Origin of the sequence: Bradyrhizobium septentrionale (genome assembly GCF_011516645.4) — a bacterium.
Lineage (GTDB): Bacteria > Pseudomonadota > Alphaproteobacteria > Rhizobiales > Xanthobacteraceae > Bradyrhizobium > Bradyrhizobium septentrionale.
In genome coordinates, this window is record NZ_CP088285.1 from 8,945,581 (window position 1) to 8,961,041 (window position 15,461).

At 63.4% G+C, this 15,461-nt stretch carries 14 protein-coding genes; 4 read left to right on the plus strand and 10 right to left on the minus strand.

The annotated features are described in order from the left end of the window. Positions 1-41: 41 nt before the first annotated feature. The 7 genes from HAP48_RS45030 to coxB all read right to left on the minus strand — a co-directional run bounded on the left by HAP48_RS45030 (position 42) and on the right by coxB (position 6,112). Positions 42-458, minus strand: coding sequence for a hypothetical protein (locus tag HAP48_RS45030; protein WP_166206431.1), 417 nt, complete (start codon positions 456-458; stop codon positions 42-44). A 129-nt stretch (positions 459-587) separates the two neighbouring features. Beyond that, positions 588-1,496, minus strand: a complete 909-nt coding sequence (locus tag HAP48_RS45035) for a heme o synthase (RefSeq protein WP_166206434.1) — start codon at positions 1,494-1,496, stop codon at positions 588-590. Positions 1,497-1,573: 77 nt separating this feature from the next. Then, the gene (locus tag HAP48_RS45040) at positions 1,574-1,981 is read right to left on the minus strand and encodes a cytochrome C oxidase subunit IV family protein (RefSeq protein ID WP_166206437.1); all 408 of its coding nucleotides are present in this window, start codon (positions 1,979-1,981) and stop codon (positions 1,574-1,576) included. Between the two features lie 8 nt (positions 1,982-1,989). Then, positions 1,990-2,712: a heme-copper oxidase subunit III family protein gene (locus tag HAP48_RS45045; protein WP_166206440.1), complete on the minus strand. Its 723-nt coding sequence runs from the start codon at positions 2,710-2,712 to the stop codon at positions 1,990-1,992. A 15-nt stretch (positions 2,713-2,727) separates the two neighbouring features. Then, the gene (locus HAP48_RS45050; protein ID WP_166206443.1) at positions 2,728-3,432 is read right to left on the minus strand and encodes a cytochrome c oxidase subunit 3; all 705 of its coding nucleotides are present in this window, start codon (positions 3,430-3,432) and stop codon (positions 2,728-2,730) included. Beyond that, entirely contained in the window at positions 3,429-5,204 is a 1,776-nt protein-coding gene (gene ctaD / locus HAP48_RS45055; RefSeq protein ID WP_166206446.1) for a cytochrome c oxidase subunit I, read from the minus strand. Before ctaD ends, HAP48_RS45050 begins: the two co-directional genes overlap by 4 nt. Before the next feature lie 74 nt (positions 5,205-5,278). After that, entirely contained in the window at positions 5,279-6,112 is an 834-nt protein-coding gene (coxB, locus tag HAP48_RS45060; protein ID WP_166206449.1) for a cytochrome c oxidase subunit II, read from the minus strand. A gap of 565 nt (positions 6,113-6,677) precedes the next feature. On the opposite strand from coxB, the gene HAP48_RS45065 reads away from it, so the two are divergent. Beyond that, entirely contained in the window at positions 6,678-7,574 is an 897-nt protein-coding gene (locus tag HAP48_RS45065) for a DUF2189 domain-containing protein (protein ID WP_166215751.1), read from the plus strand. 277 nt (positions 7,575-7,851) lie between these two features. On the opposite strand, the gene HAP48_RS45070 is transcribed toward HAP48_RS45065, so the two are convergent. Both HAP48_RS45070 and HAP48_RS45075 read right to left on the minus strand, forming a co-directional pair. Further along, a complete protein-coding gene (locus HAP48_RS45070; RefSeq protein ID WP_166206452.1) occupies positions 7,852-10,029 on the minus strand; it encodes a xanthine dehydrogenase family protein molybdopterin-binding subunit in 2,178 nt (725 codons plus the stop codon). A gap of 2 nt (positions 10,030-10,031) precedes the next feature. Next, complete coding sequence (locus HAP48_RS45075; protein WP_166206455.1) at positions 10,032-10,493, minus strand: (2Fe-2S)-binding protein; 462 nt, start codon at positions 10,491-10,493, stop codon at positions 10,032-10,034. Between the two features lie 183 nt (positions 10,494-10,676). Between HAP48_RS45075 and HAP48_RS45080 the strand changes: the two genes are divergently transcribed. Then, positions 10,677-11,558: a LysR substrate-binding domain-containing protein gene (locus HAP48_RS45080; RefSeq protein ID WP_166206458.1), complete on the plus strand. Its 882-nt coding sequence runs from the start codon at positions 10,677-10,679 to the stop codon at positions 11,556-11,558. A gap of 718 nt (positions 11,559-12,276) precedes the next feature. On the opposite strand, the gene HAP48_RS45085 is transcribed toward HAP48_RS45080, so the two are convergent. After that, on the minus strand, positions 12,277-13,851 hold the full coding sequence (locus HAP48_RS45085; protein WP_166206461.1) for a S10 family peptidase: 1,575 nt from the start codon (positions 13,849-13,851) through the stop codon (positions 12,277-12,279). Between the two features lie 162 nt (positions 13,852-14,013). Between HAP48_RS45085 and HAP48_RS45090 the strand changes: the two genes are divergently transcribed. Continuing rightward, entirely contained in the window at positions 14,014-14,793 is a 780-nt protein-coding gene (locus HAP48_RS45090; RefSeq protein WP_166206464.1) for an NAD kinase, read from the plus strand. A gap of 116 nt (positions 14,794-14,909) precedes the next feature. Then, positions 14,910-15,455 carry a response regulator gene (locus tag HAP48_RS45095; protein ID WP_024582417.1) on the plus strand — a complete coding sequence of 182 codons (546 nt, stop codon included), beginning with the start codon at positions 14,910-14,912 and terminating at the stop codon, positions 15,453-15,455. The last annotated feature ends 6 nt before the right edge of the window (positions 15,456-15,461 follow it).

Consider the following 15,461-nt stretch of genomic DNA (forward strand, 5'->3'; position numbering starts at 1 on the left):
CGTCAGGCGCACGCGTCAGCGATCAGGCGCTTGCGCGCCCGTCAGACGTGGGTTCGAGGCGGATGATCGGGAGGTTTGGCACCGAGGCCGTCAAGCAGGCGGTCATCGCGCGCGACGAATCCGCCTTGCGATGGTTCGCGTGCGATCAGCGACACGGCTCCGGCAGGAAGCGGCAGCGAGACGCTCAGCATGCAGAGCGCAAGGAACGGACAGTCGTCGCAGCCCTTGCTCTTGGTCTGGTCCGGACAGCACGGCATGTCGTCCGCCATCGCCTGCCCCGACATGGCTTGGTCGGACATTGCCTGGTCCGACATGGCCTTGTGGCCGGACATCGCCTGCATGGCGATGGCCGACGCATCCGGCATCATCCGGGCAAATGCCGGCGCCACGGGCGCGAGCAACAGCCCGGCCGCGACGAGCAGCAGAATCCAGAGATTGGCGAGCCGCCTCACATGCATACCCGTTTGTCGCACGGATCAATGCAACCTGCAAATTCACGATTCCGCCAGCTTGACCTCGCCCGATGGCGTATCGGGACGTCCCCGGCACGAAGAAAGCCCTGCGGCTGTCGATTCGGGTGCGTCCCGTCAGCGGGACTGAGCGTAGGGTGCAGCATTCATCAGCAGCACACCAAAAAGCAGGACCAGATAGAGCATCGAAAACACGAACAGGCGACGAGCTGGCCGCCATTCCTTGTCGTCGCTCCGACGTACCTGCCATGCGAGAACAATCAAGATCGCTCCCAGCACCGCCGCGGCCGCGCCATAGATGGCTCCCGCGAACCCCAGTGCACAAGGCAGCAGTGAGATGGGAACCAAAAGCACGCTATAGAGAAGAATCTGGCGCTTTGTTTCGGGCTTGCCGGCCACGACCGGCAACATCGGCACACCGGCGCGGGCGTATTCCCCGGCAAGATTAAGCGACAGCGCCCAGAAGTGCGGTGGCGTCCACAGGAAGATGATCAGAAACAGGATGAGCGGCTCGAGCCCAACTTGTCCGGTGACCGCAACCCAGCCGATCACCGGAGGGAGCGCACCGGCGGCACCGCCAATGACGATGTTTTGCGGTGTTCGGCGTTTGAGCCACATCGTGTAGACGACGACGTAAAAGAAAATTGTGAAAGCAAGCAGCGCAGCAGCGGCCATGTTCAGCAAAGTGCCGAGGGCCAGGACGGCGCACGCGCCGAGCATCAATCCGAAGGCCAATGCTTCCGAGCGCGATACACGGCCGCTGGGAATTGGACGGATGGCCGTACGCGCCATCACCGCATCGATGTCGGCGTCGTACCACATATTGAGCGCAGCTGCGGCGCCGGCTCCCGCAGCAATGCAGACGAGAGCAGCGACGCCGGTGACGGGATCGATGCCGCCTGGCGCGACCATGAGACCGACCAGTGCGGTAAAGACGACCAGCGACATGACGCGCGGTTTCGTCAGTGCGACGTAGTCTCCGATGTTGGCATAGCTCCGGCGAAGAATTGAACGATTGATTTGCACGAGATTGATTCCTCGTCAGTTCGATACTCAAAAGGCCATCGGTTGAAGGCCTTGTTCGCAGCACAACCGTCCTGCTTCTAGCTCGCCGACGCGAAAAACATGACCCGAAGCAGATGCGTGTAGTCGGATTCGAACACCATGATCGCGACAAAAACCAGCACCAGCACCGGCGGCAACAGGATGGCGTAGGCCAACGCCAACCGCTCCCAGGCCATGTGCATGAACACAGCGACGATCAGGCCGGCCTTCAGCACCATGAACAGCAGGATCAGTGACCAACGGAGATGGCCATGGATGCCAAAGAAGTCGACGAGATAGGAGCAGGTGCTGAGCACGAACAACCATCCCCAGACCACGAGATAGAGCTTGATCGGGTGCTGCTGGCCCTCGACGTGCGTGGCTCCCGATGCGACTGCGTCATGCACATAAGTGTGGAGCGCATGTTGCGTTGCCTGCCCTTCCACATGTACCGCTGCGTTTGTCATGCACCACCTCACCAGAGATAGAAAAAGGCAAAGATGAACACCCACACGAGATCGACGAAGTGCCAGTACAGGCCGGTGATCTCGACGATCTCGTAATGCCCCTTCCGGCTCGTGAAGAAGCCACGCCGCTCGACGTCGAAATCTCCCCGCCAGACCTTGCGCGCAATCGCGATCAGGAAGATCACGCCGATCGTCACGTGCGTGCCGTGGAAGCCGGTGATCATGAAGAAGCATGAACCAAACTGCGCCGCGCCCCACGGGTTGCCCCATGGCCGCACGCCCTCCATGATCAGCTTGGTCCATTCGAAGGCCTGCATTCCGACGAAGGTTGCGCCGAACGCCGCGGTGGCCAGCATCAAGGCCGCCGTTTTGACGCGATCGCGGCGATAACCGAAATTGACGGCCATCGCCATCGTCCCGCTACTCGAGATCAGGATGAACGTCATGATGGCGATCAGGATCAGCGGGACGTGCTGGCCCGCGATATTGAGCGCGAAGACTTCGCTTGGGTTGGGCCACGGCACGGTCGTCGACATCCGCGCCGTCATGTACGACAGCAGGAAGCAGCTGAAGATAAAGGTGTCGCTCAAGAGGAAGATCCACATCATGGCCTTGCCCCAGGACACGTGCTTGAAGGCACGCTGGTCCGAGGCCCAGTCTGCGGCGATGCCTCGCCATCCGGGTATCGTTCCGGGCGGCGCGTTGGGGGTTGCCAGTGTGGTTTCCGTCATCGCTTCCTGCCCTCGCTAGCTGAGCAACTGGCGACAGATGTCGACGATATTGTCGGTCCAGCCCGTCAGCAGACCGAGCAAGACCAGCCAGACCAACAACAGGAAATGCCAATAGATCGCGCAGAGCTCCACGCTCAGGCGCACCTGCATCATCGGCGCGCCGCGCCACACCTTTGCGGTCGTCCTGCCGAGCGCAACCAGTCCGCCCGTCAGATGCAGTCCGTGCAACGCGGTGATCAGGTAGAAGAAGGAATTGGCTGGATTGGACGCGACGAAATACCCGGCGACGTTCAGCTGCTGCCACACCCATAGCTGCCCGGCCAGGAACGTCACGGCGGATGTTCCACCGATCAGCAGGCCGACGATCAAGCCGTCAATGTCGTCGCGTCGCGCGGCGATCAGCGCCCATTGCAGCGCCACGCTGCTCATGACCAGGATGCCGGTATTGAACCACAACAGCCTCGGCAGGGGCAGCTCCCGCCAGTCCACCATGCCGTTGCGCATCGAGTAGGCGCTGATCAGGAGCGCGAACAACGAGCCGACGACCGCGAGAAACACGCCCAGTCCGATCTTCGCCGTCGGCACCGACGAACCGCTCTCACCGCGAAGGTCGACGTCCACTCCTTGCTCCAGCCAGGGTTTGGCCGCCAGCCGCTGCTGCGAGAGCCACCATCCCGCGATCGCTGCAATTGTAGCAATGAACAGGATGATGGCACTCACGGGTGGGCTCCCTGCGCCACCAATCCGGCCGGCGGTTCATTCTGCGGCACGAAGTCCTTGGCAGCGCCGGGCACGCTGTAATCGTAGGCCCAGCGATAGACGATCGGGAGTTCCTTTCCCCAATTGCCGTGTCCCGGCGGGGTTTCCGGTGTCTGCCACTCCAGCGAGGCGGCTCCCCAGGGATTGCCGCCAGCCTCTTTTCCTTTGAACAGGCTCCAGATCATGTTGAACAGGAAGACAAGCTGGGCGAAGCCGACGATCAGCGCCGCCACGCTCATGAACGCATTGAGGTCATGGGCGGATGCCGGGACGAACGAGGTCTCGCCGATGTCGTGATAGCGGCGGGGCATCCCGAGCAGGCCGAGATAGTGCATCGGGAAGAACACGGCATAGGCCCCGATGAACGTCACCCAGAAGTGGAAGCGCCCAAGCGCCTCGTTGAGCATGCGTCCGGTGATTTTGGGATACCAGTGATAGATTCCGCCAAACACGGCCATGATCGGCGCGATCCCCATCACCATGTGGAAGTGCGCGACAACGAACATCGTGTCGGACAGCGGAACGTCCACGACCACGTTGCCGAGAAACAGCCCTGTGAGACCGCCATTGACGAATGTGATGATGAACGCGAGGGCGAACAGCATCGGCGTCGTGAGATGGATGTCGCCGCGCCACAGGGTCAGCACCCAGTTGTAGACCTTGATGGCGGTGGGGACCGCGATGATGAGCGTCGTGGTGGCGAAGAAGAATCCGAAATACGGGTTCATGCCGCTCACATACATGTGGTGCGCCCACACGACGAAGCTGAGCGCACCGATGGCCACGATCGCCCAAACCATCATGCGATAGCCGAAGATGTTTTTTCGCGCGTGGACGCTGATCAGATCGGAAATGATGCCGAAGGCCGGCAAGGCGACGATGTAGACTTCGGGGTGGCCGAAGAACCAGAACAGATGCTGGAACAGGATCGGGCTGCCACCGCCATACTTCGTCAGCTGGCCCATCTCGACCAGCGTCGGCATGAAGAAGCTGGTTCCCAGCAGGCGGTCCAGCAACAGCATCACCGAGGCGACGAACAGCGCCGGGAAGGCCAACAGCGCCATCACGGTGGCCGTGAAGATGCCCCACACCGTCAGGGGCATGCGCATCAACGTCATGCCGCGTGTGCGGGCCTGCAGCACCGTCACGACGTAATTAAGTCCGCCCATCGTGAAGCCGATGATGAACAGGATCAGCGAGGCCAGCATGAGAACGATGCCCCAGTCCTGCCCGGGGGTGCCGGAGAGAATCGCCTGCGGCGGATAGAGCGTCCAGCCGGCGCCGGTCGGCCCGCCCGGCACGAAGAACGTCGCGGCCAGCACCAGCACGGCGAGCAGGTAGACCCAGTAGCTCAGCATGTTCACGTAGGGGAAAACCATATCCCGCGCGCCGACCATCAGCGGGATGAGGTAGTTGCCGAAGCCGCCAAGGAACAAGGCGGTGAGCAGGTAGATCACCATGATCATGCCGTGCATGGTGATGAACTGAAGGTACTCATTGGCATCGATGAAGGAGAATGTACCGGGAAATCCCAGTTGCAGCCGCATCATCCACGACAGCACCAGCGCCACCATTCCGATCGACATTGCCGTGATCGAGTACTGGACGGCGATCACCTTGGCGTCCTGCGAAAAGACGTACCGCGTCCACCAGCTCTTCGGGTGATAGAGCTCGACCTCACTTACTTCGGCGGGCGGTATGCCTGCGACCCGATCAAACGGGATATCGACCATCGGAATTCCCTCCTTGGTCTTCTGCTCAGCGACGAGTTCGCTTCACAACATCCGGCGCATCCTCGTCGGCATGTTCATTCGCTACCGGTCCTGTACGCGGCCTTCGCGACGTCGCGCTGGCCTGACAACTCAGCGAACGTCCGCTGCTTCTCGAGCCACGCGTGATATTCCTTCTCTTCCTCCACGACGACCTTGCTCCGCATTTGCGCGTGCGCGGCGCCGCACAGCTCCGCACAGAGGACGTCGAATGTTCCGGTACGCGTGGGCGTGAGCCAGTAATACGTCACCGAGCCCGGGATCATGTCCATCTTCGCCCGGAACTCGGGCACGTAGAAATCATGCAGAACGTCGATCGAGCGGAGCAGCACCTTCACCGGCTTCCCGATCGGCAGATGCAGATCCTCGTTTTGAACGACGACGTCGTCCTGTCCGTTCGGATCATTGGGATTCAACCCGAGTGGATTGTCGGAACTGATCAGGCGCGCATCTGACGTGCCGAGCCGGCCGTCCTTTCCGGGAAGCCGATAACTCCACATCCACTGTTGTCCGACGACCTCGACGTCGGTCGCGTCGTCGGGAACGGTGACGAACTGGTGCCAGACGACCAGGCCCGGCGCCAACATGGCTGCGACGCCGACTGCCGTCACGATGCTGAGCCACCATTCGAGCTTCTTGTTTTCGGGATTGTAGGCGGCCCGCCGTCCCTCCTTGTGGTGGAAGCGGAACACGCAGTAAGCCATGAACACGATGACCGCGCAGAAAACCGCTCCGGTGATCCAGAATGTCAGATTGATCGTGTCGTCGATGTAGCGCCAGTTTGAGGCGATCGGCGTCCACCACCACGGGCTGTAGATGTGAAACAGCACCGAGGCGACTGCAACCAGGAGCAGTACGAGCGCGACAGCCATCCCTCATTCCTCCTTGCCATTGAAGGCTGCGGAGACGAACGAAAGGGCGGAGCTCACGTCAAAGGTATGGTGTCAAGGTATGGTGTCACGTACACCATCACCGTGCCTTTTGCCTCGCCCATTCTGCCGATCGCGACGCTGGGACATCATGACAAAGGGTCAACGTCACGACCGCAATCTCATCGGAGCTTGGGGGCGTTCAGTGCATTCAAGATGGTACTCGTCGGGCCCGGCGTCAATAGAGGAGTATGTCCCGCCTCTGTCCGGCGCGCGTTGGCGCGAATGCATCGCATGCCGGAGAGCGCCGATCGGCCCCCACCATCGGATGGTGCATCGCAAAACCTGCCTTGTGCGCTTGCACAATTCTCCCGACGCGTTCGCCATCTTGCTTCTGCCGCGTATCGGACTAGTTTGATTGGACCGGTTGCGACAGATGTCGTCCGGCAAGCTCCTTCTGGTTGAATCTGATTTGCCGGACTCGGTCGCGATTTTCGCGCATGAGGCGGATGTGCGTGTTTTGAGGGCGCTCCGTTCCCCTGCGACCACCAGCAAGGAGGCCGGAACCATGACCACAGTATTCGCACGGCCCAAACTGCAATTGTTTGGCGTCTCTACCGCCTTTGTCGTTCGCAAGATCAGCCTTTCCGATTTGGGCGACGCGCTGCGCCTCGGCTGGGAAGACTTCAAGGCCATCCCGACCCACGCAATCGTCCTGTGCGTGATGTATCCCGTCCTCGGACTTTTCCTGTTCAGACTTGTGATCGGCTATTCGGTGCTGCCGCTGCTGTTTCCGCTCGCCGCCGGCTTCGCCCTGATCGGTCCTTTCGCCGGACTCGGCCTCTACGAACTGAGCCGCCGCCGCGAGCGGGGAGAGGAGCCGGGAGCCTGGGACGCAATGCAGGTGCTGCGCGCGCCGTCGTTCGGCGCCATGCTCGAACTTGGCATTCTCCTGTTCGTTCTGTTCGGGGTCTGGATCGCCGCCGCGAACGCGATCTACGTTGCGACTTTCGGCTATGCTCCGGCTGCGAGCATCCCTGATTTCGCACAGCGCGTGTTGACGACGCCCGAAGGCTGGTCGCTCATCATCATCGGATGCGGCGTCGGCTTCCTTTTTGCCCTGATTGCCCTGTGCGTCAGCGTCGTCTCATTTCCACTGATGCTCGACCGCCATGCAACGGCGATCGATGCGATCCGCACCTCGATACGGGCCGTGAAGATGAATCCAGTTGAGATGGCTGCGTGGGGATTGATCGTTGCGGTACTGCTGGCCGTGGGCTCACTGCCATTCTTCGTCGGTCTCTGCGTCGTTCTGCCGGTGCTTGGTCATGCGACCTGGCATCTTTACAGGAAGGTGGTCGAGCCTGACCCGAATCCCCCGCAAGAAGAGCCCCGCCCGCCGATCGGTCACCGCTACGCGGCCGATTTCCCGGCCTCTCTCTTCCCGTGGAGCCGTGAGCGTTAGTGATACCGGCGCGAGCCAGAGATTGGCGAACCGCCTCACATGCATTCCCGCTTGTCGGATCAATGCGGGGCGCAAATCCGCCCGGCTTCACGATCGCGCCGGCATTCCGTCATGCCCGGGCATAGCCGTCCGAAGGACGGCGTCGCTTCCGCTTGCCTATGCCCGGGCATAGCCGTCCGAAGGACGGCGTCGCTTCCGCTTGCCTATGCTCGGGCATAGCCGTCCGAAGAACGGCGTCGCTTCCGCTCGCCTATGCCCGGACATGACGGCCGGTAGCTTACGTTTGCTTCAACAATGCCGGATCGACCGGCATCTTTCGCAGCCGCTTGCCGGTCGCCGCGAAGATCGCATTGCTGATTGCAGGCACGATGCCCGATGTCCCGGTCTCACCCATGCCGCCGGGCGGCTCCGAACTCGGCACGATGTGGACCTCGATGGCCGGGGCCTGATCGATGCGCAACATCTGGTAGCTGTCAAAGTTGGTCTGCTCGATGCGCCCGTCCTTCAGCGTGATCTCGCCATAGAGCGCGGCAGTGACGCCGAAATTGATGCCGCTTTGAAGCTGCGCCTGCACCGTGTCGGGATTGACCACGGTGCCGCAATCCATCGCGCAGACGACGCGGTGGACGCGAACCGAACCGTCCTTGGCAACCTCAACCTCGGCAACCTGCGCAAGGTAGCTGCCGAACACGAACTGCAGCGACACGCCGCGTCCGCGCCCGGCAGGTAGCTTCCCGCCCCAGCCGGCCTTGGCCGCGGCGAGTTCGAGTGCGGCCTTGGCGCGCGGCGACTTGCCGAGCAACGCCTTGCGATAGTCGACCGGATCCTGCTTGGCGGCCGCCGCCATCTCGTCGATCACGCTTTCGGTGACGAACACATTGTGCGAGGGACCGACGCTGCGCCAGAACGCGGTCGGAATGCCGGGCGGCTCGACCCGGACATATTCGACGTGGAAGTTCGGGATGTCGTAGACGAGATCGATCGCGCCCTCCGTCGTGTCGGGGTCGAGACCGTTGCGGAACGCCGGCGGCGCCCATCGCGCCAGCACCGACGAGCCGGCGAAGCGGTTGTTCCAGGCGACCGGCTTGCCGGATGCATCGAGTCCGACCGCAATCCGGTCGCACCAGTAGGGACGATACATGTCGTGCTGGATGTCCTCCTCGCGGGTCCACACCAGCTTGACCGGTGCATCGACCTGCTTTGCGATTTGCACGGCGCGAATGACACCATCGACCTCCAGCCTGCGGCCAAAGCCGCCGCCGAGCAGATGATTGTGCACCACCACTTTCTCCGGCGGCAGGTCCAATATCTTCGCGGCCACCGCCTGGGCACGCGAGAGCGCCTGGCTGCCGACCCAGATCTCGCAGCTGTCGGGGCGCACGTGCACGGTGCAGTTCATCGGTTCCATCGTCGCATGGGCGAGGAACGGCAGCTGATAAGTCGCCTCGACTTTCGTCGCAGCGCCCGCCATCGCCTTGTCGGCGTCGCCGATGTTTTGCGCGACCGTGCCCGGCTTGGTGGTGGCGGCTTCGAGCTCGCGCGCGATATCTGACGTGGCGAGCTTGGCGTGGGGCCCCTCGTCCCACTCGATCACGAGCGCCGCGAGACCTTTCTTCGCCGCTCCCATATGATCGGCCACCACGGCGACTGCGTCATCGAGCTTCACGATCTGGCGCACGCCCTTGACGGCTTTTGCCGCCGCGTCATCCACGCGCTTCACCCGCCCGCCGAACACCGGCGACTGCGCCAGCGTCGCGATCTTCACGCCCGGCGGCCGTGCGTCGATGCCGTAGACCGCCGAGCCGTTGATCTTGGAGGGGGTATCGAGCCGCCTGGCCGGCGTGCCGATCAGCTTGAACTCGGCCGGGCTCTTCAGCGTCACATTCTCCGGCACCGGCATCTGCGCCGCGTCAGTCGCCAGCTCGCCGTAACCCAGCTTGCGTCCCGAGGCTGCATGATGCACCTCGCCGTTCTCGGCGCGACACGAAGCGGGCTCGACGTTCCAGCGCTTCGCCGCGGCTGCGACCAGCATCGCCTTCGCGGTGGCGCCGGCTTTCCGCATCGGCTGCCAGCCGCCGCGCATCGCATTCGAATTGCCGGTGGCCTGCACGCCGAGCAGCGGGTTGGCATAGAGCTTATCGCTCGGCGGCGCGTGCTCGAGTTGCACCTGCTTCAGCCCGATCTCGAGCTCCTCGGCGATCAGCATCGGGATCGAGGTGTAGGTGCCCTGCCCCATCTCGACATAGGGCATGGTCAGCACGACCTTGCCGTCGCCGCCGATCCGGATGAAGGCATTCGGCGCGAAGCCATCGGCGGCCGCGGCTTCGCTCTCGCGGCCCGCGAACGGCAGGCTCACGCTGAGCAGCAGGCCACCGCCTGCGATCGCGCTCGCGCGGAGGAAGTTGCGCCGCGACAAATCGGCGGAGCGCTCAGACACATTGTCCATCAGCGTCATGATCAACCTCCCGACTGCGCGGCTTGCTTGATGGCTTCGCGAATGCGGACATAGGTGCCGCAGCGGCAGATGTTGCCCGACATCGCGTCGTCGATATCCGCATCGGTCGGCTGCGGTTTGGCCGCAAGCAGCGCGGAGGCCGACATGATCTGCCCCGACTGGCAGTAGCCGCATTGCGGCACCTCGTGTGCAAGCCAGGCGTCCTGGATCTTCTTGCCGGCGGGCGTGGTGCCGACCGCCTCGATGGTCGTGATCTTGGAGTTCCCGACGCTGTCGATCGTCGTGATGCAGGACCGCACCGCGGCGTCATCGAGATGCACCGTGCAGGCGCCGCACAGCGCCATGCCGCAGCCGAACTTGGTGCCGGTCATGCCGAGCACGTCGCGCAGCACCCACAGCAGCGGCGTATCGCCGTCGGCTTCGACCGAATGACTGAGACCATTGATCGTGAGCTGGAAAGGCATCGTGACACTCCTGTCCTGGTTCGAGACCCGCGCGGACTGCGCCCGTCCGGGCGCAGCCGGCCACATTTCCAAAGCGATCGTACGCCCATTCGCGCTGATTGCTCACTCGTGGTAATAAATACAAATGCTGCGCCCTATAAGCGGCGCTTTGATCCGCAATGAAATAACCATTGGTTTATAATCATGGACCGATTGACCAGCATGTCCGTGTTCGCCCGCGTCGCCGATCTCGGCTCCTTCACCGCGGCCGCCAAGGAGTTGCGGATGTCGCCGACCATGATCGGCAAGCATATCCGGTTTCTCGAGGATCGGCTCTGCTCGCAATTGATCAACCGGTCGACGCGGCGGCAGGGCCTTACCGAGCTTGGCCGCAGCTATCTCGATCACTGCAAGCACTTGCTGGAACAGGCCGAGGCCGGCGACGCGCTGGTCGAGGAGGCCTTGAGCGCGCCGCGCGGCAAACTCCGCATCGCGACCTCGGTCGCCTTCGGATCGTACAGCCTGGCGCCCACGCTCGTCCGCTTCATGAAGGCGTACCCGGAAGTGTCGGTCGACCTCGTCCTCAGCGACAAGATGGTCGATCTGCTCGAGGAAGGGCTGGATGCGGCGATCCGGGTCGGCACGCTGACCGACTCCACCATGATGTCGCGCTCGCTGTCGCCCTATACCGGCGTGGTTTGCGCCGCGCCGGGCTATCTCGCCGAACACGGCACGCCGACCCATCCGGCGGATCTCGCCAGCCATGAGTGCCTGCGTTACCCCGGCTGGTCGGACGGGCAGCGATGGACCTTCTTCGGGCCGGAGGGCGAGGTGCATGTCGATGTCGAGAGCCGCCTGACCATCAACAGCGCATTCGGCATCCGCTATGCGGCGCTCGCCGGCGCAGGCATCGTGCTGATGCGCGACGAGCTGCTTGCCGACGATATCGCCGCGGGGCGGCTGCAAGCGCTGCTGCCGAACTACACGACGCAAAGCCGCGCGCGCCAGATCCTGTGGCCGAAGAACCGCAAAATGACCCCGAAGCTGCGGGCGCTGATCGACTTCATCGTGGAGACGTATGGGTGACCGGGTACGGCATGCCGAGTGCGCCCCGCGAAATTCAATCACTGAGTTGCCCGACGGCGCAAGCCCGCTCCACAAAAATATTTCGATTTTTCGGAAGCGAAACTTGGTGTATGGTCCGCTCGTCTCACCTGATCGAGGGGCGCTTCGCGATCGTCACGGGTGTTGCGGTGAGATGCGGTGGACGCCCAGCGTGCGACTGACGAAGCACGTGAGGCGGACGGTGAAGTCGTGTGGTCCTGACGCCCTAGTGGCCGGTGTCCCCTTGGAAGACGCAATTGCGTCTTGCGAAGGCGGTGACAAAAAAGCCAAGTCTCGCCGGGGAGAGCGCGAAATAAGCCGTAACCCATCGCGCAGGGAAAGCCGGGTTGTTTCCGGTTACACCTGTGGTCCTACCCCCGTGCTTTCTACCTTTTGCACGGGGCCCATGGGTGCGATCGGCACCCGGCTTTCCCTGCGCCCTCTGCAAGAGAGGGCGAAACGAGATGCAAGCCTCGGGCAAATCATGTCGCGAGAGCGCGGATTTATGATTCACTGGCCGCGCAACAAACTCCGTGTCGTCCCGGCGCAGGCCGGGACCCATAACCACCGAAGGTGATTGTTGCACGACGCCGGGGCCACAGCTTTCCTCACTAACCTAATCCTGTGGTTATGGGTCCCGGCCTTCGCCGGGACGACGACAACATTTGCGGCGGGCGGCGCAATCCACGCCTCCTTCACCTCACCTCATCAGCGCCTCGGCCTCCTTGCGGAACGCCTGGCGGGAGCCGTCGCGGGAGTAGAACATGTGGCCGCCGGGATAGACCACGAGCCTGGTGCGGCTCGGGCCGGCAAAAGCCGGCAGCTGGTCGAGGATGATCTTCGAGGCGAAGTATGGCGTGGCGAGATCGAACAGGCCGTGGCCGATCAGGAGCTTCAGCTTCGGGTCGAGCGCCAGCATCTGGCGCAGCTGCGTCACCGACTCCGCCGGGCTGATGCCGTGACCGAACTCCCAGGCCTTGTTCACGCTCTCGCTGAGCAGATGATAGGAGCCGTCCGGCCGCCAGTTCAGCTTGCGCGTGGTGAGGTCGACGGCGGCGCTGGTCAAGGGCGCCATCAAGGGATCGCCGGACGGATCGTTGAAATGGAAGTAGCTGGAATCCGGATAGGGATCGAAGCCCTCGACCGAGGCGTCGTAGCGGCCGGTCACCTTGCCGTTCTTGCGATCGAACTCGCGGCGGAATTCGCCGATGTCGAAACGGCCGGCCAGCCTGCGGCTCACCGCCTGATCAATGCCGGTCAGGCTCGCGACCCTGTCGGCGAGCCGCGTGGTCGCCTCGGCATCGGCCTGGCCCTTGACGAGGTCGAGCAGGAAATCGCTCTGCGCATAGCGCTCGACATCGGCAAGATCCTCGCGCGTCACCGGCCCCTTGGCCTGCCGCGCGACCGCCGTCATGGTCGGCAGGCTCGCGACATATTGCAGGAGGCTGGAGCCGGTATATTCGCGGAAATCGAGCACCGGCGAGATCAGGATCAGGCCGCGCGGGCCGACGCCCTGCTGCATTTGCAGGTTGCGCACCACCTTGGGCCCGCGAATGCCGCCATAGCTTTCGCCGACGACATATTTCGGCGAGGTCAGCCGGTCGTATTTCTCCAGCCAGCGGCGGATCACCAGCGCGACCGAATTGGCGTCGCCATCGACCGTGAAGAAGCGCTTGCGCGCATCCTCGGACGTGGTGACGAAGCGGCTGTAGCCGGTGCCGACCGGATCGATGAAGACGAGATCGGTGAAATCGAGCCAGGTGTCGACATTCGACTGCAGCTCGGGCGAGGCCGAGGACACCGCGCCGTCGCCATCGAACGGCAGCCGCCACGGCCCGACATTGCCGAATTGCAGCCAGGCCGACGCCGAGCCCGGACCGCCATTGAACAGGAAGGTCACCGGACGGTTCGCCTTCTCGCCGCCGTCGAGCTGGTAGGAGGTGTAGGCGATGTCGGCGAGCGGCTCGCCCTTGTCGTCGAACACGCGGATCGAGCCCGCGGTCGCGCTGAAGGCGAGCGTGCGGCCGGGCAGCGCGACGGATTGCTTTGTGGTGGAGTCCGGCGGCAGGCGATGCTGCTCGGCGGCGGGCGTGCTGGCCGCGGCGTTGGCGCCGGAGCCGGCCTCGCCGCGTCCTCCTCGTCCCTTCTGGCCGCTGGGAGCCTGCGCGCTCGGCGACGGCGAAGGCTGCGGGGTCTCGTCATCGCCCCGCGCCGCGGTCGCAAGACAGGCCACCAACAGCGCCGCAGCACACCGTGTCGCAAAACTGTTAGCCATGTCGTTCACTCCCTGGGCCCATGTTTACGCAATCCAGCGGCAAACTGCGCTAGTTTGGCGGCACCGGTAAGCCACGCGGTCCGTTTTCGGACCATCTCGACAAGGCCGCCGGGGATGTATAGACGAGCGCGGCGTATTCCGTGCCAAACGAGTTCGTGAGCGATGGCCAGCCCCAAGCGGTATGACAAGATCGCCTTCGTCGCCAGCGCGAGTGCGGAAGCGCAGTCGGCGCTCGGTGAGCTTGCCGCGATGTACGGCAACCATCCACCCACTGACGCCGACGTCGTGGTTGCGCTCGGCGGCGACGGATTGATGCTGCAGACGCTGCACGCCAACATGCGCAGCGGCAAGCCGATCTACGGCATGCACCGCGGCACCGTCGGCTTCCTGATGAACGAATACTCGACGCATGATCTGCGCACGCGGCTTGCGGCCTCGCGGGAGTCGCTGATCAATCCGCTGTTGATGCGCGCGACCGACATCCACGGCGCCGTGCATCTGCATCACGCCATCAACGAGGTCGCGCTGTTCCGGCAGACCTACCAGGTCGCCAAGCTGCGCATCCTGATCGACGAGCATGAGAGGATGCCCGAGCTGATGGCCGACGGCATTTTGGTGGCGACGCCGGCCGGATCGACCGCCTACAACCTCTCCGCCCAGGGTCCGATCCTGCCGATCAACGCGGCGCTGTTGGCGCTGACCCCGATTAGCGCGTTCCGGCCGCGGCGCTGGCGCGGCGCGCTGTTGCCGAATTCCGCCTTCGTCGTGATCGAGGTGATCGAGGGCGAGAAGCGCCCGGTCGCCGCGGTCGCCGACCATGACGAGGTCCGCGACGTCCGCCGGGTCGAGGTCTTGTCCGACAAGACGATCGCGATGCGGATGCTGTTCGACCCCGGCCACTCGCTGGAAGAGCGCATCCTGCGCGAGCAGTTCGGCTACTGAGAACGGCGGCTTGCCCCTTGCTCCCCTGCCCGGCAACCAATCATTAACCCCGGGCAGGATATGGTTAACGTCGGGTAATACCGCGTTGGCCCGGTATGCCCTTTCGGGACCGGACCATGTATCGCATCGATTTCAACAAGCTGCGATTTTTGATTTGCGATGACAATCCGCACATGCGCCGCATCCTGCGGACGCTGTTGCATTCGTTCGGCGCGCGCGAGGTCTATGAGGCCGAGGACGGCGCCACCGCGCTCGAGATGTACACCCATTACGTGCCCGACATCGTCATCACCGACTGGTCGATGCCGATCTTCGACGGGCTCGAGCTCGCGCAGATGATCCGGCAGCCGGAATCCAAGGGCAATCCCTACGCGCCGATCATCATGCTGACCGGGCATTCCGAGAAGCGCCGTGTCACGGTGGCGCGCGATGCCGGCGTCACCGAATTCCTGGCCAAGCCGATCTCGGCCAAGGGCCTCTACCAGCGCATCATGAACGTGGTCGCCAACCCGCGCCCGTTCATCAAGACCAAGACCTATTTCGGCCCCGACCGCCGCCGCAACACCACCAACACCTATATCGGCCCCGAGCGCCGCGGCAGCGGCGAAGTGGAAGTGTTGCAACAGCCGTCGCTGCTCGAAAAGGCGCGCTCGACCATCTAGGACACC